This is a genomic window from Magnetofaba australis IT-1 (assembly GCF_002109495.1).
GTDB lineage: Bacteria > Pseudomonadota > Magnetococcia > Magnetococcales > Magnetococcaceae > Magnetofaba > Magnetofaba australis.
In genome coordinates this window covers 1010432-1035492 of the sequence record NZ_LVJN01000020.1, presented here as the reverse complement: position 1 = coordinate 1035492, position 25061 = coordinate 1010432, and the positions used below count along the sequence as shown (strand labels likewise).

Sequence of the window (25061 nt, the reverse complement as noted above, 5' to 3'; positions counted from 1 at the left end):
ATTAAAAACATTTATTTTCAATATGTTATTTGACACATCTTAGCGCGTCAAACAGGTCATTTCACACACTGGACTCCGAGAATTAACAGGTTGCCCACTGCAGCATCATGGATCGCTATATAAGAAAATGGTAACGTGTACAGTGCGCGGAAGGTCTGCAACTTCCCCTTTCTTTTTGTAGGAATCTCCCCATGCGCGTGCGCCACCTGCTGATCATCATGATGCTGCTCACCTGGCCGCTGCCCACATGGGCGCAAGAGGCCGACGCCGAGCACTACTTTTTCATCTCTCACGCAGGCGTAACCGATCCCTTCTGGCGGGTCCCCTTCAAAGGCGCCGCCGACGCCGCCGCCATGCAGGGCGTCAAACTGACCATCCTGGCGCCGGAACGGGTGAATGATCATGTGCGCCAGATGGAGCTGTTTGAAAGCGCCTTGGGGCAACAGCCTGCGGGCGTTGCAATCACGGTGTCCGATCGCCATGACTTTAGCCGCTTGCTCAAGCAGGCGCGTAAACAAGGCGTCCCCGTCATTGCCGTCAACACCCGCCCTGCCGATGATGATCGCGCGCGCAACCCCTATCTGGCCTATGTCGGCATGGATGACCATGCCGCGGGACGCGCCATGGCAAAACGGATGCTTGAGCGCGGCAAACTCCATGGGCGCGTAGTGGTGGTCACCCAACAAGCGGGCCATGCAGGATTGGAATCGCGCTTTGCCGGCATCTCCGAAGTGCTGGGCGGAAGCGGCTGCATTGTTGAGCGCCTGAACCTGGCCATGGGCGAACAGACATTGGATGAACAGTTCGCCGCCTACTGGCGGATGCGCCCGGATCTGGCCGCCGTCATTTCGCTGGGGCCAGAGGCCACCCACCCCATCGGCCGCGTCATCAAACAGCGCGGCGCGCCCCTCTATTTCGCCAGTTTTGATCTCAGCCCATTCACCGCCGCCCTAATCCGGGATGGACTGCTGGATTTCACGGTCGATCAACAGCCCTACATGCAGGGTCGTTTCGCCGTGGAGCTTCTGGTGCTGGCGCATCGCTATAAGCTCTCGCCGCCCGATATCAACACCGGCATCGGCATCATCGACAACACGAATCTGGGCGCCGTTGAAAATCTGTCCAAACAGCATATTCGTTAACCCCGCTCGCCTTATGCGCTCTCTTCAACACAAACTGTTATTGGTCACGCTCTCCACCGTGTTCCTGGTGGCGCTGTTCGCCGGGGCCTCAGCGGTGTGGATCACCTATGTGGACCACCGCGACCGCGCGCGTGAAAAGCTCGACAGCGCTCTGGCCCTGTTGGTCAAAGAGTTAAGCGCCAGCGCGCGGGCGTTGGACACCACTCTGGAAGCGGAAGCCAGCACGCCAGAGGTCCGCCGCATGGTCACGGCGTTGCACAACCTGACCGCACAGGGAGAACAGGCCGCCACTCAGGAGTTGGCCTATACCCTACGCATTCGCCTGATTCAGCATCTGCGGCAAACATTGCAGACTCAACCGGGCGATCTGGCGGCGCTGTGGGAGGATGGCCGCCTCAGCGCGATTGGCAGACAGCATCAGATTCTGCTGCTCAAGGAGGAGGGTAACGGCCTCTCCGTCTTCACCCCACGTGATGACGCGGGATTGGTGCGCTTTTCCGATGAACTGTGGCGCAAAGCCCCCGCGGAACAGTCGCTGATGGCGGAGATGTCCTCGCCGCCACAGATCGGCGCCACCGCAGTACGCCGTGAACAGCAACTCTATCTGCAAGATGCGCAGCCCGTGCGCATCCAGGTGGAAGATCCGGATAACGCCTACCAGCTCAAAACCCTCCCCGGGGCCGTTATCCAATATCGCCGCCCCATCGATAACCAGCGCTTACATCGCTTTTTTGAACGCACCCATGTCGAAATTGAAATTCTGACCGAAGATGGCGTCGCGCTGGTTTCCAGCCATCCCCAGCACGCAGCCAGCCGCCAGGCCATATTCGCCGCCCTGAGTCGCCATAATCGCGCCGCCATGCAAAGCGTCACCCGCGCGGATGTCTCCTACCTGGCGCGGTTTAGCAGCTATTCTCTCATCGAAGGCGCGCCGCTGACGCTGGCCGCCTACATCCCCCATGCCCAGGTCATTGCCCAAACCGGCCACATTCTGTGGTTGCAAGGGGCGGGGCTTGGGATCGGTTTGCTCATCACCGTGTTGGTCACATTGTGGTTGGGGCGTTTCATCACCCAGCCCATCATCCGCATGACCGAGCGCATGCGCGCGGTGGCCAACACCCAAGACCTCTCCAAGCGCGTGGCCATTGAAAGCACCGACGAGATTGGAGAATTAGCCCGCTCATTCAATGAGATGACAGAACGATTGCAACAGGCGGACTTCGCCATGCGGTTGGCGGAGCAGAAGTATCGCAGCATCTTTGAAAATTCCGTGGAAGGGATCTTTCAGATCTCCTCCAGCGGCGTGCTGATCACCGCCAATCCGGCATTGGCGCAAATGCTCGGCTATGGCGCGCCGCGCAACCTCATCGCCAGCGAAGACTGGATGAAGCGGGTGTTCCCCCGGCAGTCCGAACGCAAACGCCTGATGCTCCGCTTGATGCGCAACCACGCCATCATCAACTACGACATCACTCTGCGCCGTCGCGACGGTTCTACGTTCGCGGCCATGGTCAACGCCTATCCGGTGGTCACCAGCGGCAAAGGCCGCCTCATTGAAGGCGCGGTGCAGGATATGACCGAACGCAGACAGCAGGAGCGCGCCGAGCAGGCGCGTCATGCCGCCGAGCAGGCCAACGCCGCCAAGACCCAGTTCCTGGCCGCCATGAGCCATGAAATCCGCACCCCCATGAACGTCATCATGGGCATCAGCGAACTGCTGCTTGAACAGGAGAGCGATGCGGCCAAACGAGATTATCTGGCCACCTCGGTGAGCGCGGGGGAAGGCCTGCTGAGCCTGATCAACGATATTCTGGATCTGTCTAAAATCGAAGCCGGTGAGATGACCCTGGGGCAAGAGCCGTTTGAGTTGAACGCGCTCATGGCCGATGTGACGCGGATTTTCCAGCAGAAGGCGACGCAAAAGGGGCTGGAGCTGAGCGCCGTGTGTGATGTTGGTCCCGCGCCGTGGCGCCTGGGCGACGCCTCTCGCCTGCGGCAGGTGCTGATCAATCTGGTGGGCAACGCCATTAAATTCACCCAAAAGGGTTCGGTGCGTCTGCGCGGCGCCCCGCTCTCCCCCACGCACTATGGCTTTGAAGTGGCCGACTCCGGCATTGGCGTCGCGCCCAAGCATCAGCAGTCCATTTTCCAGCCCTTCTCCCAAGCCGATAGCGGCATTTCCCGGCAGTACGGCGGCACAGGCCTGGGCTTGAGCATCTGCAAGCGCCTGATCGAGCGCATGGAGGGAGAGATTACGCTGGAGAGCGCGCCAGGGCGCGGCAGTCTGTTTCGTGTGGAGCTTCCTCTGCCCCCCACCAGCGCGCCAACCACAGCGGCTCACGAGGCGCAGACAGATGAGCAGACGCCCGCGGCAAACGGGCTGAAAATTCTGATTGCCGAGGACTCGGAAGACAACATCATGCTGCTCAAAGCCTATTTGAGCAAAACGCCGCACAGCCTCACGTTTGCCCGCAATGGCGAGGAGGCGGTCAAGCAGTATGCGCTACGACGATTTGACTTGGTGCTGATGGATGTGCAGATGCCGCGCATGGACGGCTATGCCGCAACCCGCCACATCCGCCAATGGGAACGCCGCAATGGCCGCGCGCGCGCGCCAATCTGGGCGCTCTCAGCCCACGCCTTTGACGACGCGCACCGCCACTCCGAAGAGGCTGGCTGCGATGGGCACCTGACCAAGCCCATCCGCAAAAAAGAGCTGCTGGCCTTCCTCGAGCGGTTCCACAGCGCCCAGCACGCCGCCGACGACGCCCCGGAGCCCCCCGCCTCGCAGCCTAGCGTCTTCCCATAGCGCAGACGACAAACGCGCCGCTTGTGGGGTCAATGGGGACCCCGTTTCACAAAGCGGATGCGTCGGGCGCTCCAGAAGCGTTCAACTCTTCACCGCGCCTTTTCCCAGGCTGAATCGCTCGCTGTTTTGCAACTCTTCGCGATCCCACTCCTGTTTGATCTGGGTCACCTCTTCCGTCAGGTCACAAAACAGGCGCGCCAACTCCGGGTCAAAATGTAAGCCTGAGCCCTCGCGAATCGCATCCATCGCCTTGTCGATGGGCCACGGCTCTTTATAGGGACGTTTCATGGTCAACGCATCGAACACATCCGCGATGGCGACGATGCGCGCCTCCAGCGGAATCGCCTCCCCCGCCAGCTTATCGGGATAGCCCGCCCCATCCCAGCGTTCGTGGTGATGCAGCGCCACGCTGGCCGCCAGCTTGAATAAGGGCGCATCGCTCTTGCTCAAAATACGCGCGCCGATCAGGGTGTGGGTTTTGATCACCTCAAACTCTTCTGCGGTTAATTTGCGCGGCGCTTTGAGAATCTCATCGCCAATGCCGATCTTGCCCATGTCGTGCATGGGCGCCGCCAGCTCCAGCAGCTTGGCCTCCTCCACGCTCATCCCCGCCGCCTGCGCCAGGGCGCGCGAATAGGAGGCCATGCGCCAGATGTGGGCGCCGGTATCAGTATCGTTGTAGTGACCGGCCTCTCCCAGCATGTCGATGGCGGCGCGATAGCTCACCTCCAACTCCTGCGTGCGCTGGCGCACCAACGCTTCACATGCGCGCTGCTGATCGGCCAACGCCATATGGGTGCGCACGCGCGCCTCCAGCAGAGCGGGCTGCACCGGTTTGGTGACATAGTCCACCGCGCCGGCCTCCAGCCCACGATGCTCATCCATCACATCGCTCATGGCGGTAACGAAGATCACCGGAATGCTCGCCGTGTGCGGATCGGATTTCAGGTGACGGCACACCTCATACCCGTCCATCCCCGGCATCATGATATCCAGCAGAATCAGGTCGGGGCGTTGAGTGGCGGAGATCTTCAGCGCCGTCACCCCGTTGGTGGCCACCTGCACGCGATAATCAGCCGACAGAAGCTCCTTGAACACATGGAGATTCTCCGGCGTGTCATCCACCGCCAACACGGTCCGGCGACGACTGTTCTGCTCGCTGTTGGGCGTCATCTCTGCGCTCATCCGGCCAACTCCACTAGCGTCATGTCATCCTGGAACGGCTCGCCCTGGCCGACAAAGCGTCGCAGGTCGTCAAACAGGCGCATCAATTGATGCCCCTCCTTGGCGATGTGCGACAGCTTTTCCACCAGGCGCGCCTGTCCATACGGCTCGTCGGCGGCGTTCTCCAGTTCGATCAACCCATCCGAGTAGAGATAGAGCCTGTCCTGCGGACTCCACTCCAGCAGATCGCCTTCAGGGAACGCCTCGCGGTCGTCAATGCCCAGCGGCGGGCGCACCGACTCCATGGTGGTCAACGCGCCCTGGGGGTCAAACCGCACCAGGGGCGGCAACCCCATGCTCCACACCCGCGCCTGGGTGCGATCGGCGGAGATCTCCACCGCGCCGCAGGCCATGAACACCTGCACCGGCAACTGTTCGATCAGCATCTGATCGATCTGCTCAAGGGCCTCCTGAAAGGGGCGCCCTTCCCGCGCGGAGCGATAGAAAATGTAGGTCACCAGAGGGCCGCCCACCGCCGCAGGCAATCCATGTCCGGTGAAGTCGCCCACCAACAACTGCTGTGAACCATCGGCGCGAAACGCCGACAGCACGATATCGCCATTGGTGGCCTCCACCGGCGCCACCTGATAGCGCAGATAACGGTCATCGAAATCCCGCGAACGCCGCATGCGTTTGACGATATTCTCCACCACCATACGCTCTTCGCGCAGCAGGTGGTACTGCCGCCGCACCGCCTGCTGCGCGCGTTTGAGAGCCATTTGGGTGTTGACCCGCGCCAGCAGAATCGGCGCGGAGACGGGCTTGATGATGTAGTCGACGGCGCCCAACTCCAACCCTTTGACCTCGTCTCTGACCTCGCCCATGGCGCTGACAAAGATGATGGGAATATCGCGGGTCAGCGGATTCTCCCGCAACTGTTTGCAGACCTGATAGCCATCCATGCCGGGCATCATGATATCCAGCAGCACCAGATCCGGCAGCGGCTCTTTTTGCGCCACTTTCAGCGCCACCTGACCATTGGTGGCGACTTTGACCAGATAGTGCTCCTGCAGAATATCCTTGATGATGGAGATATTTTGCGGCATGTCGTCGACCACAAGCACGACGCCTTGTCCCTCCGGGTGCGCTGTGCGATTCACCATCTCGCCGCCTCCCCTAAGGAGGGATGGATCGTGATCGCCAAACGGTTTGCAGCGTGGCGGACTACATTCCTCATCTGTCCTGATGTCATCATTCACTCACTTCCGGCGGCGGCTCGCGCCCCTCTTCGACAGACTCGCCATCCTCGTCGATCAAATCATCCAATACTGGCTTCAACTGCGCAATAGCCTGATCAAAATCGAATCGCCCAATCATCAGCCGCAACTCTTGATTCAACTCCTGGTAGCCACAGGTTGCAAACAACGGCTCCATGGTTTCAAACAGATCCACGGCATCGGAGTTGTACTCCTCAAGCATCGCCAGCAACGCCCGCCCATTGCGCGCCAACTCTTTGCTGGAGATCGCACGGACTTGAGGACGCCCCTGCGCGTGCAGTCCGGCGAAGGCCTGATCAATGCCTTGGCACACCTGGATGAGCAGTTGTTCGATGGGAGCGACCTGCGGCGCCGTCACCGACTCCGGCTCATGGCGCAATCCCATCTCCAGCGTAGCCGCCGCCTCCTGCAACTCGATGGCGCCGATATGACCCGCCGCGCCTTTTAGCCCATGGCTCAACTGGAGCGCTTGCTGGGTCCGACCTTGTGTCAGCGCCTCTTCTATCTGCACTGCGCTGTCGCGCTGCCGGTCTGCAAACAGGAGCAACAGACGTCTATAGGCGCGGGCGTTGCCGCCAAGGCGAGCCAAACCATCGTCCACATGGATCCCGGGAAGCTGTTGCGGAATCAGCGTTTCGTCCAGCTCATTCGGACTCTTGCGCTGCGCAAGAGGGCTTTCATAGAGCGTTTCCACAAGGGGGATCCATGCCCGCAGCTTCTCCCCCAACTCAATGACGTTGACGGGTTTGGAAATATAGTCCGACATCCCGGCCGCCAGATAACGCTCACGGTCGCCTGGCATGGCGTTGGCCGTCATCGCGATAATGGGCGGCGAACTCTCTTTGAGGCCGCTGCGGATCTGCTTGGTCGCTTCCAGCCCATCCATGATCGGCATCTGGATATCCATCAGAATACCATCGAATGGCGACGAAAACGCCTTCTCGACGCCGTCATGACCATCCTTGGCCAATGTCACTTCGGCCCCCGCCATAGTCAAAATCTCTTTGGCGACCTGCTGATTGACCAGGTTATCCTCCACCACCAACAGACGCACTCCCGTGAGAACGGGCAATCCGCTGGGCGCATGACGCTCCTCGGCAACCCCAGCGGATCGGGCAATCTCTCCGCTGCTAAACAGCGCCTGCACCGATTCGCTGAGCGAGAAGGCGGTCAACGGTTTGAGCGCCACGCCATCCACCTGCCTGCCATCCAGGTCGTTGAGATCACGCTCGGCGGTATCGGATGAGACGAAGATCACACGGGGTTTGTGCAATAGATGCTCATCGGCGCGCAGCCGCTTGACCAGCGCCTCGCCGCCCTGAGGCGGCGTGCGCCAATCGATAATCACCAAGTCAAACGGCTCTTCGTCCTGCTCTTTCCGGCTCAATCGCAACAGAGCGGCGTCGGCGTCGGCCACACACTCCACCCGCGCAAACAGCGGCGCGGCCATGCGCCCCAGAATTTCCCGCGCGCTCTCCGATCCATCGACGATCAAAGCGGCGCATTTTTTCAACAGTGGGTTGACTGGCTGCTCATCCGGCTGCTCAGGCAGACCGAACTCCGCCTCCAGCGTGAACACGCTGCCCTCGCCCACTTGACTGCGCACATGGATCTCCCCCCCCATCAGACGCGCCAACTGGCGACTGATGGCCAAGCCCAACCCCGTGCCGCCATAACGCCGGGTGGTGGAGACGTCCGCTTGGCTGAATGATTGGAATAGCTGCGCCACCTGAGCGGGCTCCATGCCGATTCCGGTATCGCTCACAGACAGATGCAGGCGCACATGGTCCTCTCCCGCCTCATCGACGCGCACGCACAGCGTCACCTCCCCCACTTCGGTGAATTTCACTGCGTTGTTGGCCAGATTGAGCAAAATCTGCTGCAGGCGCAATGCGTCCCCAGACAGCAACTGCGGCGCGTGTGAGGGGATATCCACCAACAGATCCAGCGCTTTTTCCCGCGCCGATTGCGCCACCAGGCCGGTCACCTGGTCAATCACTCCACGCAGCTCAAACGGCGCTTTTTCAATCCGCATACGGCCCGCCTCGATCTTGGAGAAATCGAGGATGTCGTTGATGATGCCCAGCAGATTATTCGCCGACGAATGAATTTTGCTCACATAGTCGTGCTGTTTGGGCGTGAGCTGGGTATGCAGCGCCAGGTGGCTCAAACCGATCACCGCGTTCATGGGGGTGCGAATCTCATGGCTCATATTGGCCAGAAAGGCGCTCTTGGCGCGCGCGGCGTCCTCGGCGGCGTCTTTCGCCTCCAGCAGCGCCCGCTCGCTCTCCTTGCGCGAGGAGATATCCTTGATGAAGGCGACCAGGATCTCCTGCTCTTCAAACCGCGCCAGGGTGGCGTTGACCTCCACGGGAATGCGCGCGCCGCTGGCGGCCACGAGTTCAGTCTCCAACTCCACGCCGCCTTCGGCCTGGAAACGCGCCATCCACATGTCCCAACTGGCGTCGTTGATTTCGGGATTCAGATCGCCCACCGCCAACTGCGCCAGCGCCTCAGCCGAATACCCCAGCATCTCCTGCATCGCCTTGTTGGCGTAGAGCACGGAACGCTCTTGCGGATGGATCCACAACACCCCTTCGGCGGCGTTGTCCACCGCGTACTGGGTCATCTGCAGCGCCTTTTCCGCGGCGCTGCGCGCCTCTTCGCTGCGCAGGGCCAAAATCGCGTGGGCGACGTTATCGGTCAAACGCTGCAGGGTATGGATATTCTCCGGTTCAAAACCATCCGGTTGGGCGGAGTAGACCATAATCACGCCAAACGCACGGTTCTGTCGCATCATCGGCAGCCCCAGCACCGAGCGGTATCCCCGTCCACGCGCCGCCTCACGCCACGGCGCAAAATTGGGGTCGGTCTCGGTGTCATGGGTCAGCACCCAACACCCGGAGCGGATGGTTTCCCCCGCCGGCCCATGGCCCTCTGCGCGGGCCGCGTCCCAGGAGAAGTCACTATGCTGCAAATAGCCCTCTTCGTAGCCCGCATGGGCCACCACATCGATGGACTTCCGCTCATCATCGCGCGCCAGGCCCGCCCACACCATCAGCTTGCCGTTGAACTCCACCAGAATGCGGCAGATGGTCTGCAACAGCTCCTCTTCCGTGCGCGCCTGCAACACCGCTTCGTTGGCGTTGCTCAGAGCGCCCAAATCGCGGTTGGACTGCATGATCGCTTGTTCAATCTGCTTGCGGCGCGTGATCTCCGCGCCAATACAGCAGATCAGCGGCGCGCGTTCGCCGCCCAGACTGACCGGGAACATCACAATATCGAAATAGCGCGTATGCCGTTCACCCTCCACCGCAATCTCCAGGTCCACCGGCGCGCCGCGCCGCCAGGCGGTCTGATTGGCGGTGGCCAGACGCGCGCCAACCAATCCGGGAAACAGGGTTTCATAGGTCTCGCCGAGCACCGTATCGAGATCGCGGGAAAGCAGGTCCGCAAACCGCGCATTGCAATACACCACCCCCTTTTCGTAGTGGTGCAACAGCACGATGTTCTGCATGTTGGTGAGGATGGCGTCCATCTGCGCCTGCAGGGCGTGCTGCTTCTCCTGCGCCAGCGCGCGCTCCTCCTGTGCGCGCACTTGCGCGGTAATGTCGCGGATGGCGCCCACCATGCGCTCGGGCCGACCATGTTTATCCCGGCTCACGATCACGCCGTTGGAGACAAACCACTTGAGATTGCCGCTGGGGGTAATGGCGCGGTAACGGATTTCGTAATCACTGCGCAGCCCCGCTTTGTATTCGGCGCCGATGCGCTCCACTTCCGACAGATCGTCCGGGTGGATGGTTTGATACCACGATTCACGGGTCAGCATATCGCCGTGGGCGAGTTCAAACATCTCCCGATAGCGGTCATCCACCAGCGTATCGCCGGTCATCAGATCCACGTCCCAATAACCGATATTGCCCGCTTTGAGCGCCAGGTCCAGGCGTTCGGAGCTCTCCATCAACGCCTTTTCCGAGGCCTTTTTCTCGGTGATGTCGCGCACCACGCCGGTGAAGTAGCGGCCATCGGCGCGGGCGCCTTCGGAGATCGACAAACCGATGGGGAAGCTCTCGCCATTCTTGCGCAGCCCCACCGACTCCATGCCTCCGGTCTCCAGAGCGCGCTTGCGGCCGGTGGTCAGATAGCGCGCCAGATAACCATCGTGCTGCGAGCGGAAAGGCTCAGCCATGAGCAGACTGACATTGCGACCAATCACCTCTTCGGCGGAGTAGCCGAAAATGCGCTCGGCGGCGGGGCTGAATCGCTCGACCATCCCCTTGTCATCGATCACGATGATGCCGTCCGGCACCGAGTTGATGACCCGTTGCAACGCTTCGGAGCCTTCGCGCATACGGGATTCCAACTCCTCACGGCGCTGTTGAAGCACCTTGTGCGCGCTCTGCGCCAACAACACCGCCGTCCACATCATCACCAGCGCCGAGAGCAGCGTAGCGCCCGCTACCAGGATCAGGTTGGATTGATGCACATAGTACTGCCCCAGCGCTTCATCACGATCGATCTTCGCCAGTAAGCCAAGCCCCCAGCGCTCGCTCCACATCCAGGCGCAGATCACCACACGCCCCCGATAGTCGCGCGCAGTCAGGAGATTAATCCGCGTTTCCTGCGGCTCGTCCTCCTTGAGAACAGCGGTCAAATCACGGCTCTGCGCGACAATCTGCTGCGCTGCCTCGGTCAACGGCCACTGCGCAAAGACACGCTCGGTTTTGCCTCCCGCGAGCAGATCCACGCCGGGATCGCGAAGCAGCTGGTTGATGCGTCCGACCAACACGCCATCAACAGAGCGCACGCCGGACAAGGATTGCACAAAGCGGCTTTGACTCAACATCACGCCATCGCCGCGCACCGCCAGACTCTCGCCGCTATCGCCCATGCGTCCAGGCTCCAGCAGGCGACTCAGATCAAGTGCTGGCGCCAGTCGGCGCGCAAGCAGAGCGATGACGCGTCCTTTTTCATCCCGAATCGGCGCCAGCAGAACAACGGCCCGCCAGCGCTCCAGCAGATGCTCCGCCTCGGCGCTCATGGAGGTGTTTGACGCGACTTTTTCATTCAGGAGACTGATCGCCAGCGGCAGACCGGAAAAGGCCTGTTTCACCGATTTGCTGTGCCGCATCAGACCCGGCAAGAGTTCACCCACCTCCAACTCTTTGCGCGAGGCCAGGATCACGCCCTGTCGATTGATGATGGCGAAATCCCGGCTCTGCAACACCTCTTCATGGCTATCGAACAGAATCCGTAGCCAGCCCTGCGCCGGAGAGGCGCGCAAATGCTTAGGCGAGAGATGGGAATGCAGACTCAATTCGGAGACCAATCCCGCCAGCGCGCTGTTTTCGCCAAACACCCGCATCAGGCGCAGGCGCTCCTGCACCCAGGTTTCCAAGCGGGTTAAATCGCCGCGTAGGACATGCGTGAGATTCTGGTGCGCCATATCCACCGCATGTTCACGGTGGCTAAAAGAGCTTTGCTGAATCATGGCCAACACCAGCGCCATGGCCGCCAGACTGCCCAACACCGCCGCGATGCGCATGCGGCGTCCGCCCAAATGGCGCACCACCCACTCTTCCGGCGCCAAACGGATCAGCAAAGGCGCGGCGCTAATGAGCAACAGCGCCACCGCCACCACCGCCACCGCCAATACGCCGCCGCGGTCGATAAAGTCGATCCAGACGTGAAACCATTGAAAGCTCGGGGGGCGAAAATCGACCAGGACATCATTGGTGATTTGCGCCATGGATGACGAAGAGAGAGGGGGAGCGTCAACAGAAGAGGAGAGCCCCGAGGAGAGCGTCGTTTCGCTCAAACTGAGCCCATGATCAGACGTGGCGGCGGGCGCACGCTCTGCGGACAAGGCGTGTGAGGAGTGGGCGTCGGCTTGCCGTAACGGTTGTTGCGTGTCGCGTTGCGCATGCGCCGTCGACGCACACGACAAACACAATAGACACAGAGCCAAAAACAGTCGCCGCATCGACTCCAACCTGACCATCACTTGGGAAAAAGGCGTTTTGCATGGAAGTTTATCGTGAAGATTCAAACTACCATGAGCGATACGGAAAGGTCATCAAGACTTACGCCGATGCACAGAGAAAAACTGCGTCCGCTTGCCATTGTGAAACAGGTCAGATTCAAGACTAACAACGATAAAAGAACTCTTGGGCGCTAATATACTCGCCCATTTTGCGCAGCGTCATCCGCGGGTTTTGCGCGCGGAACTGATTCAGTTGCCGCTGCAGGTTGGACTTCTGCTCCGGCTGCAATTGAAAGTGATACACAAACGGCGTCCCGTTCATTTTTGCAGGCGCGCCCTCAAAGCCCGCTTTGCGCCAGCTGAGGAAGTCATAGCGGGACTCAAAATCGCACTGCTCCACCCACTCCAGCGCATCGGTAAGGCGCACCCGCAGCGCCGCGCCAAAGCGGATCGCCTCGGCCAGTTGCTCCAACGCCTCGGCCGGGGCCGCGATGTGGCGCAACAGCGCCTGGCCAACCTCCTGCACCAATGCGTTAAACGGCTCAAATGCGTCCAACAGAATCCGCTGCGAGAAGGCGTAGTTGAGCTTGCCGTAATCGCCTCGGCGCAAGCGATCAAACGGCTCATCGGCGGTCCAGTACTCCGCCAACGCCTGCATGGTGGCGAAATTCTCCAGGTCATGATCGCGATTGAAGTCGGCCATCACGCCGCCCAGATCGCCCTCGGCGCCGCGCATGGCCGCGTCAATGGCCAGGATCGCGTCCAGCGGATGCACGCCATGCACTTGCAGCAGCTTCAGAACATCGAAGTAGTAGCGTTTGGACCACAGGAATTGGATCAAAAAGTGGGTAAAGCGGAACGCGCGCAGCGCCTCGCGGGACATGCTGGCGGTCTCCAGTACGATCTCCTGCCCCTCCACCACGCGCTGGCCGGCATACTCGCCATAGCCGCCATCCTGCAAGCGCCAGCCGGTCTGCTTGAAGTACTGCGCGCGCTGCTCGGGGCTCTCCATCTCGGTGCCTTCGAGCAGGTAGAGGTTGTAGTTGGTCACCTCCACCCCGGCGTCCATGAGGTCGCGAATGGCCGCCAGATGACTCTCTCGGGTCTCCTCGGGCAGACCCAGGATCAACTCGGAGAAGACGATGCTGGAGACCCCTTCCCGCTCCAGAGTCTTGACCACGTCGCCGATGGTCTCCAGGGAGAGATTCTTACGCTTGATGGCCGCCAGAGTTTTTTCGTTACTGCTCTGCAGGGTGGCGGTAATATCGGCCAGCCCCTTGAGCGCCTTGGCGGTTTCAATCACCCGCTGGGGCGCGCCCTTGTTCCACTGAATGCTGCAGAACCCCGGATAGCCGTGGGCGTCGTGGGCGGCGCGCAGACGCTCGGCGATCTGCGTATCGCGGGGCAGGATGCTGAAGTTGGCGTCGCCCAGGAACAGATTCATCGATTTGGGCCGGTGTGCGGCGATGTAGTCGATCTCGGCGAACACCCGCTCCAGACTGTACTGGGAGAGCTTGCCCGCGCCGATGCCCCAGGCGCAGAAGGTGCAGCGATAGGGGCAGGAGCGGTTGGTTTCGATAATGGGGGTCATGGTCTCGGCGAAGAAGTCGTCGAGCATGCCGGTCAAGTAGGGCGACGGAATCTCATCCAGATCCATAAACGCGGGCAGTCCGCCGCGCACATGCACCGCCTGACCATCGCCGGAGGCGTTGATCAGCGCGCCCTCCAGCGGATCGCGCCGCAGCGCGGCAAGATCACACCCCAGCCCCAGCCAACGCTCCAGCAGCGCGGCAAAGCCCGCCTCGCCCTGATTGAGGACGAACACGTCGCACGCCTGTTGCCTTTGGAAGAAACGTTTGGCGTGGGTTTCGTTGGCGTTGATATCGGTGAAGTTGGGGCCGCCGCCCACGGTGAGGCACTGGGGGTTGGCCGCTTTGGCGATCTGATACACCAGCTTGTCGAGCTGGGCGTTCCACACGTAGTGGGAGAGCCCCACCACATCCGGGCGTTCGGCTTGGATGGCGGCGATCATCAGCTCGGGGCGCTTGAACAGCCGCACCTCCACATCGTGGGGAAATTTTTTCAGCGCATAGGCGCCCACGTAGCCGATGTTGAGTGGAAACGTCCACTGCGCCACCTTGCCCCAGGTGTGGACAAGATCACCGAGAAAAATCTTCAATTTCCGTGTGTTCATTCGTTGCCACCCAGATCGCATGTCAGCACGCCGTTCGCGCTTGCTGAAACCTCCATGCAACCCTTATGACAATCCTGTCTCCACGAACGCACAAAAGCCCTTGTCGATCCGCTTCATAAAAGCCCTTGTCGATCCGCTTCATAATAGACAAATGGGGAGTGTTCTTGAAAATACGGGCGGGAAACCTTGTGGCTGAGGTATTCGTCATAATGCTTCACGCGCATACGGCGACAATCGGCGTCATCCAGCCCCAACGCAGAGATGGTTGTGAGCGCCAGTTGCAACACAGGCCTTAACAGCTGGGGGTTAGGATAGATCTCTCCAGTCATCAGGTTCAGGTGAAATGTCCCTGCCTGCATGGTGAATGGATCGAGAATGGTCCGCGCATTTTTCCGGCGATTGGGAGCAAGAGACGACAGGCGGTAGTTATCCCATTCATAAGCCAACCCGGCGCTCAGGGATTTCGGGATGAAATGATCTGTGGAGCTGGCTCCTGTCGCAAATTCAAAGTAGATTGCCAGATAGGCGCATGTACCTGAATAGGTGTCCCAAAGCACTCGATTCCATATCCCCTGCCAAGTCGCCTTGAACTTGTAATTCTTGGGCGGCGGCCCATTTGCAGGCACATTGTCTCTAACCAGTTGCGCCAACCCAGGCTGACGCACCTGTGCGTCAAACTCGGCAGGTTCCGGTTGCGCGACCACCGGAATCACTGCGGTTCGCCTTCTGCGCTCCGCGACGCGCCTTCGGCTCCAGTCACCCAGCCTTTTTTCTGCGCGATATAACGCCAACGCATCAAAAAGGCGTCTTTGGGGTCCAGCGCATTGATCAGGCGCTGAGACATTTCTTGAATCTGAGACGCATCGACATCGGGATTGCGTTCATCCACCAGCCAAGACGCTTCCGCCATCAGCGCCTCATACTCTGGCGCCCGGCTGCTTTTCTGGTCAAACGCCTCGCTGGTCAACCACCCTTCCGCATCGCCATGCTTGACAAACGCCATGCGACGCAACTGAGGCTTCCCATCCACCAAATCCAGATCGAACCAGCGATCTGTTTTCTCATGAAACTGCGGCTCTATGGAGGCCATGATCAACGGCGAATGGGTTGCCGCGATCAATTGCGTGCGCGCCTGTGGCGACAGCTTCTCCACCACATGGCGCAACGCCTGGACGATGCGCCGTTGCCATTTGGGGTGCAAGTGCGCCTCGATTTCATCGATCAGGAAAACAATGCGATCACTCTGCTGCTCGCCGCGCAAATCCGCAGCGATGCGGTGTTCTTGCCAAGCCCAGACCAACATATAGGCCAGAGCCAGAATACGACGGACCCCCGCAGAGGCGTAGAGCACCGGCGTCTCCACACCATCGGCCATTCGGATGCTTGGAATATCCCGCACATCGTCCAGACTGATCCGCTTGAGCCCCCCTGTTTGAAGAGTCTGCCCCTCAGGAGGTGAGAGCGACGCTAAAACAGTATTGAGCAACTTGAAAGATTCCCCACGCTCGCGGATCCAGCCAGACCAGTCCGCGATCAACCCATTACACAGAGTCTTTCCATCCGCGCTTTTCAACCCATCCCAGACCTGACCCGGAGTGAAAACATAACCGGGAACACGAGCGGAAGACGTTTCACCATCTTTCGTGTCCGTCCAATAGTTGCGCGCCGGATCCCACACGCAAAAGCCGCCATCGGCCATTGCGTACAACACTAACCCGGGAATCGAGGGACGCCCACGCTTGGCCGTCCAAATTTGCTCCTTGGGTTGAAACTCACTCGTGAACTGAATGCGCTTGGAACGCGCCTTCAGAGCGATTTCTATCTTGGGTTTTTGGGACCCCCCCCTGGCAACGCCATACCACCCGCCGTCAAACCTGGATTCAGCTCCTGAGGCCAACGCCGGGTCAACGCCCACCAAGCGATATCCAGCAAGAAACTCTTGCCCAACCCATTATCGCCTGTGAGGATATTCAACCCCTCACCAAAATCGGCTTCCGCAAAGGGGACGTGCCCAACGTTGGTCAAGCTCAGACTGGTCAACATGACGCATCCCTGTTTTCAGCGTTGTGGATTTTTCAAAATCCCACCGATTACCCGTGGGGAGCCCTGCTCGCACAAAACCGCGCCCAGTCATCCGGGGTATCCACATCCCATAGCGGCGCGGACTCCGCCCAGCTCCAGCCCAGCGCTTGAATCCGCGCGCGGGTCTGCGCCGCGACTTGATCCCCGCCCCACTCCATGTCGGTAAACAGCGCCGCCTCGGCGCGCTTGAGCCCTAGCAATGTATAACCGCCATCTTCGGCCGGAATCAGCGCCGCATCGCGCCGGGCGAGCATCTCCACGGCCCACGCCAACCACGAGGGGTCCACCGCCGGGGCGTCGGCGCCCAAAAGCAGCACCGCATCGGCCTCGGCCAACTCCTGGCGCGCCGCATGAGCCAAGCGCGCGCCCAGATCCCCTGCGCACTGAATCGCGCGAGATTGCTGATCGGTAAAGAGCTGCTGAAACAGCGGGTCGTCATCATTGGGCGCGCACCACAGCCGCACGCTGCGGCGCTCCGGGTCGCCCGCCATCCACTGGCGCGCGTTGTCGCACACCGCAGCCAGCAGCTCCGCTGCAGCGCGCGCCGCGCCCTCCGCGCCCAACGTGGGAATCAATCGAGTTTTGGCTTGGCCGGGCGTCGGCGCTTTGGCCAGTATCGCCAGTGCGGTGCGCATGACGACCTCAGCAGCAGCCCGAGCCGTGGCTGGATTTGGGCGCGCAACAAGAGCCGCCCGCCTCGGCGGCGCTCATGCTCGCGCCGCCGCCGCGATTGACCCCCGGCTCGCGCAGAGTCCCCGGCTCCAGCAGGAACGGCTCGTCATCAGGCCACGGCTCCGAGGGCTCCAGGCGAATGAAGTGTTCCGCATAGGGCGCTTCGCCCAGCCGCTCGTAGACTTCCCGCGCCACCGCCACGCGCTTGCCCACGCTGAACACATTGCCCAGCTCATCGGAAACATGCACGAACGGGCCTTTGTAAATCACCGCATGGCCGCCGTCGGTGAGGCTCTCCAGCGGCGCCTTGATGGCGGTGAGGGTCACCGAGCGGAACTCGATCCCCTCCACCACCCGCCACGGCTCCAGGTCCCATTTGTCATAGCCCACGGCGGCGAACCCGGCGTCCTGGAACGCCTCGACAAACGCGCTCTCTTCAAACGCGCCGGAGATGCAGCCGGACCACAGTTCGGGGTCGTCACGCATGTCGTCGGGGACTTCGATATCGCTGACGATGTCGGAGATGGCCACCCGCCCGCCCGGCTTGAGCACGCGATAGATCTCTTCGATCATCTGCTGCTTGTCGCGATCATCCACCAGATTGAGCACGCAGTTGGAGATCACCAGATCCACCGAGTCGTCGGGGATCAGCGGATTCTCATCGCGCATCTCCTCCTCCCACTGGCGGAACGCCTCGGCGCTCTCCAGATCCTTCACCGGGTTGGCCGCCAGATACTCGGCCACGTCGTCCAGCCCCAGAGTCAGATCCTGAATCCGCCCTTTGAGGAAGGTGACCCGGTGTCCGCCCAGCTTCTCCGCCATCTCATCCTGATGACGGCGCGCCAGATCCAGCATGGCGTCGTTCATATCCACGCCGATGACATGGCCATCCTCGCCCACCAGTTGCGCGGCCATATAGCAGATCTTGCCGCCGCCGGAGCCCAGATCCAGCACGATGTCATTCTCGCGCACATAGCGGGAGGGATCGCCGCAGCCGTAGTCGCGCTCGACGATCTCATCGGGCAGCAGCTTGAGCAGATCGGCGTCGTAATCCACCGGGCAGCACAGCTCCGCCTCCACCGCCTGCGCCCCCTGGGCGTACCGGGCTTTGACGTGGCTCTCCATGCTCATGGCCTTACTCCCCTTCGAATCGGTTCATCAATTTGAGCGCCCGCTTCATGAAGTCGGGCAGTTTGCGCAGCGCCGTCACTTGCGCCAAATTCTCACGGTGGGGAATCGCCCACCAGCCGGAGACGGTCTGTCCGGCGGGCACATCGTTGGCGATGCCGCTGCCCGCCGCCACCCGCGCCCCCTGGCCAAGCCGGGTGTGCGGCGCCATGCCCGCCTGACCGGCGAGTATGGCGTAGTCCTCCAGCACGCAGGAGCCGGCGACGCCCGCCTGACTGATGATCAGGCAGTGGCGTCCCACCTGCACGTTATGACCGATCTGCACCAGATTGTCGATGCGCGTTCCCGCGCCGATGCGGGTGGGGCCGAAGCGACCGCGATCGATGGTGGTCCCGGCGCCGATCTCCACATCGTCGGCGATCTCCACTGTGCCGAAGTGGGGGATGCGCAGATGCCGCCCGTCAACAAACTCATAGCCGAAGCCGTCGGCGCCGATCACCGCGTTGCTGTGGATGATGCAGTCGGCGCCGATCACCGTATCGGCGTGGATCACCGCCCCGGCGTGAATGACGGAATTATCGCCGATGACCACCCGCGCGCCGATCACCGCGCCGGGGCCCACGCGCACGTTGGCGCCCAGTTGCGCCGACGGGTCGATAGCGCCCGCCGGGGAGATGTCGGCGGGAGACTGAAACGGGACCATTCCCAGCAGTTCGCCAGCGCGCGCCAGATCCAACGCCGGAACCGGCGTAATCAGCGCGCTGCGCCCGGCCAGATGGGGTTTGAGCTTGTCGGGAATCGCCACCACGGCGTCGGCGGGCAACGGCGTAAGCCAGCGCTTCTCTTGGGCGAAGGTGAGCGCGTCCGGGGCGGGATCCTGCGCCGGGGTGATGCGCGTAATCTCGCGATCCTCCCCCTCCCACGCCAGCGACAGCGCCTCGGCGATGTGTGACAGCTTCATGCTCTCCCCTTCCCCGCGCCCATGGCGCTAGACGCCGCCCCCGCTCATGGGTTTGGCGTGGATATTAATATGCGCCAGAAGCCCCATGGCGATCATAATGGTCAACATGGAGCTGCCGCCGTAGCTGACCAGCGGCAATGGAATGCCCACCACCGGCAGCAATCCAATCACCATGCCGATATTGATCACCACCTGCAACCCCACCATGGCGGTTAAACCGGTGGCCGCCAGCATGCCGAAGCGATTGCGCGCATTCAAGGCGATATGCAGCCCACGCGCGATAATCAGACCATACAACCCCAGCAGCCCCAGCGCGCCGATAAAGCCCCACTCCTCGGCCAACACCGAGAAGATGAAGTCGGTATGACGCTCGGGTAGAAAGTCCAAGCGATTCTGACTCCCCGCCAGAAAACCCTTGCCCACAATGCCGCCAGAGCCCACGGCGATTTTGGATTGAATGATATGGTAGCCCGCCCCCAGCGGATCCTCCTCCGGCGAAAACAGGGTCATCACCCGGCGGCGCTGGTAGTCGTGCAGCCCCTGCCACAGCAGCGGCGCGGCGGCGGCGGCGGCCAGCGCGCCGCCAATGAGGATGCGCCACGGCAGTCCGGCAACAAAGATCACCACCCCGCCCGCCGCCGCCACCGCCAGCGCGGTGCCCAGGTCGGGCTGTTTGAGGATCAGCGCCATGGGCAGCGCCAGCATCAGCAGCGGCGGCCAGATTTCGCGCCAGCCGAAACGCTTGATGGCGCCGCGATCATGGAAGTAGCGCGCCAACGCCAGCACCAGCGCCACCTTCATCAACTCCGACGGCTGCAGGCGCACCACCCCCAGATCGAGCCAGCGCCGCGCGCCCATGCCGATCACCCCGGAGAGGAACACCACCACCAGCAGCACCACCACCAGCAGATAGAGGGTATAGGCGTGGCGGCGATAGAACTTCTCGCCGGAGAAGGCGATAAGCAGCATCAGGACAAACGCCACCGCCACCCGCACGCCCTGTTTGATCAACATCTGACTGCTCTCGCCGCCGCCCACCGCCGAATAGAGCACCAGCAGCCCGACGGCGACGATGAGCAGCAGCGTAATCAACAAGCCCCAGGGAAAGCGATAGAGGCGCTCCTGCAAGCTGCTGGTTGGCTCGGCCTGGGTCAAAGGCGCGCTGCGTTTACCGCTGTTTGCGCTCATACCCCGCCCCTCCCCAGCTGTTGCGCACAGGTCGTATTCATAACGCGCGCCGCTCCCACCACTGCTTGCGGCGGGCGAAGTGGCCATCCATCACCTGTTTCACCACCGGCGCCGCCACCGAGCCGCCGCCGCCGCCATGCTCCACCACCGCCGCGATGGCCAGCACCGGATCGTCCGCCGGGGCGTAAGAGACATACAGGGCGTGATCGCGCAGGGTCGGGTCGTCATCCTTGATGATCTTGCCTGAGGCCTCGCGCTTGTGCCGCACCACCTGAGAGGTGCCGGTCTTGCCGCCTGCGCGCACCAGCTCCGGGCGTCCGTTATGGGCGGTGCCGCGGGCGCCGTGCACCACCTCCTCCAAGGCCTCCTTGACGAACGCCAGATCCTCGGGCCGCAAGCGGGTGTGGCGCAGCACCTGCGGCTCGCGCCCACGCGCCGGACGCACCAGCGTCGGCTTGTAGAGCACGCCGCCATTGGCCACCGCCGCCATCATGTTGGCCAGTTGCAGCGGCGTGGCCAGATTATAGCCCTGACCAATGGCGCTGATCAGCGTTTCGCCGGGGAACCAGATCTTACCCAGATTGGCCTTTTTCCACTCCCGCGACGGGTTGATGCCGCGCCGCTCGCCGCCCAGCGCAATGCCGCTTTGGCGACCGAATCCCAGGCGGTCGGCCATATCGTGAATGGTGTCGATGCCAAGCTTTTCGGCCACCCGATAGAAGTAGACGTCACACGATTGCGCCATGGCCTGCTTGAGATTGACTGAACCATGGCCGCCGCGCCGCCAGCAGTGAAAACGGTGATCATGGCGCGTCAGATGGCCGCCGCAGAAGAGTTTCTCATGGGGCGAAATTTTGCCCGACTCCAGCGCCGCCAGCGCCACCACGATCTTGAAGGTGGAGCCAGGCGGGTAGCGCCCCTGCACCGCCTTGTTGGAGAGCGGGCGGAATGGGTCGGTGATCAGCTCGCGCCACTCGTCGCTGCGAAACCCTTCGATGAAGCGGTTGGGGTCGTACGAGGGCGAACTGGCCATGGCCAGCACCTCGCCATTGCGCGGGTCCAGCGCCACCACCGCGCCGGAGTTCTCCCCCAACGCCGCTTCGGCGTCTCGCTGCAGATCCAGATCGATGGTGAGGGTCAGATCGCGCCCCTGATCGGGCTCGCGCCGGGCCAGCTCGCGCACCCGCCGACCGATGGCGTTGACCTCCATTTCGCGCACCCCTTCGTGGCCGCGCAACTGGGTCTCAAATGCGCGCTCGATGCCGGTCTTGCCGATCAAATCGCCTGCGCGATAGCGAAAGTTGGGGAAGCGCTTGCGGTCGCGTTCGGTCACTTCGCCCAGGTAGCCCAGCACGTGGGCCAGCAGCGCGCCATGGGGATAGTGGCGCCGCGCTTGGGCCTGAATCTCCACTCCGGGCAATTCATGAATGCGGGTTTCAATGCGGCTGAGTTCGGACCATGACAGGTGGGATTTGATCTTCAGCGGCAGAAAGGCGCGTTGACGTTTGGCCTGTTTGAGGACCTGTTCGATCTGCTCGTCACTGAGTTCCGTGATCTGACGGATACGCCCCACCAGCTCGCTCACCGGCCCGCTGATTTCGGGAATCGCCACCAAGCGGTAGTTGGGGCTGTTCTCCACCAGCATGCGCTCAAAGCGATCGAATACGCGTCCGCGCGGGGCCGGCAGCGGCTGCAGGCTGATGCGGTTGTTCTCGGCCAGATCGCGATAGGCGCCGCCGCGCAACACCTGCAAATTGAACAGGCGTCCGATCAACACGGCGAACAAACCGGCGGCGCCGACCCCCAAGGTCAACACCCGGCGGCGCGCATCCACGCGGAAGCGTTCATGATCGTCTTCCAGCACCCGGCGTCTCCTCCAACCATGTGCGGTGCAGATGAATCAGCCCCGCCACCACCAGCGGCGCGCACAGCGCCGTGCTGATCACCCGACCGGCCACCAGATCCCAGCGCGCCCAGCCCTGTTGCAGCGGCAGCAGCGTGACCCACTGCACCAACTGCTCACCGGCGCCCAGCAGCGCCACCACCGGTAGCAAAAACAGAAAATCGGTGGCCCGCAGACGCGCGCCAAAGTAGCTGATGGGCAGAATGAACAGCGTCTTGCTGAACGCGTTGAGCCCCAGCGGCGCGCCGCTGACCATATCGATGAGCAGACCGATCAGAAACGCCAGCAGAGGACCGCACAGGTCGGGACGATAGAGCCGCCAGTAGAAGAGACACAACAGCGCCAGATCGGGCCGGAACACCGACCATGCGCGCCACGGCAGGGCAAGCTCCTGAATGGCCACCGCCAGAATCAGCGTCAACGCCGGGATCCAGCGGCTGAGAGAAGCCAGAATCACCGCCTCACCCCGGCCTACTGGGCCGCCAGGCGGTCATCAGGCAGCGTGGCGGGGGTGAGCAGACGCACCTCTTCCAGACGGTCGAAATCCGCAATGGGTTTGACCCAGGCGGTTTGGAACAGCCCCGCCTTGACGCTCTGCAGCGACACCACATGGCCCACCGCCAACTCCTTGGGAAACACGCCGCCGCTGCCGGAGGTGATGATCAGATCGCCCGCCTCCAGGTCCGCCTCGCGGGCGACGAACTCCAGCCGCAGCAGACGATCATTGGCCCCCGCGGCCATGGCCTTGATGCGCGAACGCTGCGCCATCACCGGCACCCGCGAGTTGACGTCCAGAATCGACAGCACCAGGCTGTGTTTCTCGCCCAACTGGATCACGCGCCCCACCAGGCCGCGCGCGCCCATCACCACGCTATCGAGAGCGGCGCCGCTGTCGCGACCGGCGTTGATCATCAGGGAGTGGGCGAAGGCCGAGGAGGAGTCGCCGATCACCCGCGCGGCCAGTTTGCCATACAGCGGGTCGGCTGGCATGCTCAGCAGCTCTTTGAGGCGCTGGTTCTCGCGCCGCAACTCCTCGGCGCGCAGCTGCAGCGGCGCCATGCGCGCCAGTTCGCGCTTGAGGCGGCGATTCTCGGCGTCCAGCGCCATCAGGTCATCGATGCGCTCGCCCGCCGCGCGGGTCGCCTCCACCGGCGACAGGATCAGCCGTTGCAGACCGCCCATAATATCCAAAACCAGGGATTGTGCGGAGTTCATGCCCTGCTGATCGCCCGGACGCACCGACAGCATCAGGAACAGCGCCACCAGCATCAGCACAAAGGCGGCGAGACCTTGGCGATACTCTTTGATGAGGGTGAGCAGGGGCAGCATGGTTCACTCCCCAACCGGGGGTGACGCAACATGTGGGGCGCCCATGAGCGGACGCTCCGTCAGCGGTCCATGAGGATATCGGACATGGCGTCCAACTCCTCCAGGGCGCGCCCGGAGCCCATCACCACGCAGGAGAGCGGGTCTTCGGCGATGATCACCGGCAGGCCGGTCTCCTCGGCCAACAACTTGTCCAGACCGCGCAACAGCGCGCCGCCGCCGGTGAGCACGATGCCGCGATCGACGATATCGGCGGCCAGTTCCGGCGGGGTGCGCTCCAGCGCCATGCGCACGCCCTCAACGATGGCGTTGATGGGCTCGGCCAAGGCGTCCATAATCTCCGGGTCGGAGATCACCTGATGCTTGGGCACGCCATTGACCAGATCGCGCCCCTTGACCTCCACTTCGATGCGCTCCTCCATGGGGAACGCCGAGCCGACGTTGATTTTGATCATCTCGGCGGTGCCTTCGCCGATGAGCAGGGAGTACTTGCGGCGCACGTGGGCCACGATGGCCTCGTCCATTTTGTCGCCGCCCACGCGGATGGAGCGCGAATAGACGATGCCGCCCAGGGAGATGATGGCCACCTCGGTGGTGCCGCCGCCCACGTCCACCACCATGCAGCCGGTGGCGTCGGTCACCGGCAGGCCCGCGCCGATGGCCGCCGCCATGGGCTCTTCGATCAGGAACACCTCGCGCGCGCCGGCGCGGTCCGCCGAATCGCGAATGGCGCGGCGCTCCACCGGCGTGGCCCCGTAGGGCACGCAGACGATGATGCGCGGCGAGGAGAGAAACTTGCGTTTGTGAACTTTATCAATAAAGTGCTTGAGCATCGCCTCGGTGACGACGAAGTCGGCGATCACGCCGTCGCGCATGGGGCGCGTGGCGACGATATTGCCGGGAGTGCGCCCCAACATGCGCTTGGCTTCGTTGCCCACCGCCAGCACTTTGCGCCCGTTGCGGGAACTATCGTGGATCGCAACAACCGAAGGCTCTGACAGCACCACGCCCTGGCCGCGCACATAGACCAGGGTGTTGGCCGTGCCCAGATCGACGGCCATATCAGAGGAGAACAACCCCAGAAGCTTGCTGAACATGCGTTATGACCCTTGGTCCAGGTAGTATCGATCACGCCGTTGCGGCCTGCAGGCCGCGTGCGATCCATTTGCTCACATTGGGGCATCCGTCACAGGTGGCGATCCGCCTCAAAAAAAGGCACTCTACACGCT

General features: G+C 62.1%; 17 protein-coding genes. 2 read left to right on the top strand and 15 right to left on the bottom strand.

Translation table 11 applies throughout. The features are described from left to right. Positions 1-191: 191 nt before the first annotated feature. Together MAIT1_RS16740 and MAIT1_RS16735 are read left to right on the top strand one after the other, a co-directional pair. Complete coding sequence (locus MAIT1_RS16740) at positions 192-1142, top strand: substrate-binding domain-containing protein (RefSeq protein WP_085444690.1); 951 nt, start codon at positions 192-194, stop codon at positions 1140-1142. A gap of 13 nt (positions 1143-1155) precedes the next feature. Next, positions 1156-3951: a hybrid sensor histidine kinase/response regulator gene (locus tag MAIT1_RS16735; protein WP_158089572.1), complete on the top strand. Its 2796-nt coding sequence runs from the start codon at positions 1156-1158 to the stop codon at positions 3949-3951. 81 nt (positions 3952-4032) lie between these two features. Here MAIT1_RS16735 and MAIT1_RS16730 read toward each other — a convergent pair whose 3' ends face one another. From MAIT1_RS16730 to MAIT1_RS16665, 15 genes are all read right to left on the bottom strand, one after another. Beyond that, entirely contained in the window at positions 4033-5136 is a 1104-nt protein-coding gene (locus MAIT1_RS16730; RefSeq protein WP_198947924.1) for an HD domain-containing phosphohydrolase, read from the bottom strand. After that, positions 5133-6278, bottom strand: a complete 1146-nt coding sequence (locus MAIT1_RS16725) for a SpoIIE family protein phosphatase (RefSeq protein ID WP_085444688.1) — start codon at positions 6276-6278, stop codon at positions 5133-5135. Before MAIT1_RS16725 ends, MAIT1_RS16730 begins: the two co-directional genes overlap by 4 nt. An 88-nt stretch (positions 6279-6366) precedes the next feature. Beyond that, positions 6367-12213 (bottom strand): PAS domain S-box protein, encoded by a 5847-nt coding sequence (locus MAIT1_RS16720; protein WP_158089571.1) that lies wholly within the window; start codon positions 12211-12213, stop codon positions 6367-6369. A gap of 328 nt (positions 12214-12541) precedes the next feature. Further along, on the bottom strand, positions 12542-14572 hold the full coding sequence (locus MAIT1_RS16715; RefSeq protein WP_158089570.1) for a B12-binding domain-containing radical SAM protein: 2031 nt from the start codon (positions 14570-14572) through the stop codon (positions 12542-12544). Positions 14573-14685: 113 nt separating this feature from the next. After that, positions 14686-15285, bottom strand: coding sequence for an HNH endonuclease family protein (locus tag MAIT1_RS16710; protein ID WP_085444685.1), 600 nt, complete (start codon positions 15283-15285; stop codon positions 14686-14688). Continuing rightward, positions 15282-16487 (bottom strand): AAA family ATPase, encoded by a 1206-nt coding sequence (locus MAIT1_RS16705; protein WP_241893515.1) that lies wholly within the window; start codon positions 16485-16487, stop codon positions 15282-15284. Before MAIT1_RS16705 ends, MAIT1_RS16710 begins: the two co-directional genes overlap by 4 nt. Further along, entirely contained in the window at positions 16391-16615 is a 225-nt protein-coding gene (locus tag MAIT1_RS22685) for an AAA family ATPase (protein WP_198947922.1), read from the bottom strand. The genes MAIT1_RS16705 and MAIT1_RS22685 overlap by 97 nt, the downstream gene beginning before the upstream one ends. A 47-nt stretch (positions 16616-16662) precedes the next feature. Beyond that, positions 16663-17289, bottom strand: a complete 627-nt coding sequence (locus MAIT1_RS16700) for a TIGR04282 family arsenosugar biosynthesis glycosyltransferase (protein WP_085444684.1) — start codon at positions 17287-17289, stop codon at positions 16663-16665. Positions 17290-17296: 7 nt separating this feature from the next. Next, complete coding sequence (locus tag MAIT1_RS16695; RefSeq protein ID WP_085444683.1) at positions 17297-18457, bottom strand: methyltransferase domain-containing protein; 1161 nt, start codon at positions 18455-18457, stop codon at positions 17297-17299. Positions 18458-18461: 4 nt separating this feature from the next. Then, positions 18462-19415, bottom strand: a complete 954-nt coding sequence (gene lpxD, locus MAIT1_RS16690) for a UDP-3-O-(3-hydroxymyristoyl)glucosamine N-acyltransferase (RefSeq protein WP_085444682.1) — start codon at positions 19413-19415, stop codon at positions 18462-18464. A gap of 27 nt (positions 19416-19442) precedes the next feature. Beyond that, complete coding sequence (rodA, locus tag MAIT1_RS16685) at positions 19443-20603, bottom strand: rod shape-determining protein RodA (protein ID WP_085444681.1); 1161 nt, start codon at positions 20601-20603, stop codon at positions 19443-19445. A gap of 37 nt (positions 20604-20640) precedes the next feature. Continuing rightward, complete coding sequence (mrdA, locus tag MAIT1_RS16680; RefSeq protein WP_158089569.1) at positions 20641-22467, bottom strand: penicillin-binding protein 2; 1827 nt, start codon at positions 22465-22467, stop codon at positions 20641-20643. Beyond that, positions 22448-22963 carry a rod shape-determining protein MreD gene (gene mreD, locus MAIT1_RS16675; protein WP_085444679.1) on the bottom strand — a complete coding sequence of 172 codons (516 nt, stop codon included), beginning with the start codon at positions 22961-22963 and terminating at the stop codon, positions 22448-22450. Before mreD ends, mrdA begins: the two co-directional genes overlap by 20 nt. Before the next feature lie 14 nt (positions 22964-22977). Then, positions 22978-23835, bottom strand: a complete 858-nt coding sequence (mreC, locus tag MAIT1_RS16670; RefSeq protein ID WP_085444678.1) for a rod shape-determining protein MreC — start codon at positions 23833-23835, stop codon at positions 22978-22980. Positions 23836-23894: 59 nt separating this feature from the next. Next, positions 23895-24929 (bottom strand): rod shape-determining protein, encoded by a 1035-nt coding sequence (locus MAIT1_RS16665; RefSeq protein WP_085444677.1) that lies wholly within the window; start codon positions 24927-24929, stop codon positions 23895-23897. Between the last annotated feature and the right edge of the window lie 132 nt (positions 24930-25061).

What these genes read in the sequence shown, in the direction of transcription:
- MAIT1_RS16740 (WP_085444690.1), top strand. Translation starts at nt 192, where the DNA reads ATGCGCGTGCGCCACCTGCTGATCATCATGATGCTGCTCACCTGGCCG.
- MAIT1_RS16735 (WP_158089572.1), top strand. Translation starts at nt 1,156, where the DNA reads ATGCGCTCTCTTCAACACAAACTGTTATTGGTCACGCTCTCCACCGTG.
- MAIT1_RS16730 (WP_198947924.1), bottom strand. Translation starts at nt 5,136, where the DNA reads ATGAGCGCAGAGATGACGCCCAACAGCGAGCAGAACAGTCGTCGCCGG.
- MAIT1_RS16725 (WP_085444688.1), bottom strand. Translation starts at nt 6,278, where the DNA reads ATGGTGAATCGCACAGCGCACCCGGAGGGACAAGGCGTCGTGCTTGTG.
- MAIT1_RS16715 (WP_158089570.1), bottom strand. Translation starts at nt 14,572, where the DNA reads ATGAACACACGGAAATTGAAGATTTTTCTCGGTGATCTTGTCCACACC.
- MAIT1_RS22685 (WP_198947922.1), bottom strand. Translation starts at nt 16,615, where the DNA reads ATGTTGACCAGTCTGAGCTTGACCAACGTTGGGCACGTCCCCTTTGCG.
- MAIT1_RS16700 (WP_085444684.1), bottom strand. Translation starts at nt 17,289, where the DNA reads ATGCGCACCGCACTGGCGATACTGGCCAAAGCGCCGACGCCCGGCCAA.
- MAIT1_RS16695 (WP_085444683.1), bottom strand. Translation starts at nt 18,457, where the DNA reads ATGAGCATGGAGAGCCACGTCAAAGCCCGGTACGCCCAGGGGGCGCAG.
- lpxD (WP_085444682.1), bottom strand. Translation starts at nt 19,415, where the DNA reads ATGAAGCTGTCACACATCGCCGAGGCGCTGTCGCTGGCGTGGGAGGGG.
- rodA (WP_085444681.1), bottom strand. Translation starts at nt 20,603, where the DNA reads ATGAGCGCAAACAGCGGTAAACGCAGCGCGCCTTTGACCCAGGCCGAG.
- mreC (WP_085444678.1), bottom strand. Translation starts at nt 23,835, where the DNA reads ATGCTGCCCCTGCTCACCCTCATCAAAGAGTATCGCCAAGGTCTCGCC.
- MAIT1_RS16665 (WP_085444677.1), bottom strand. Translation starts at nt 24,929, where the DNA reads ATGTTCAGCAAGCTTCTGGGGTTGTTCTCCTCTGATATGGCCGTCGAT.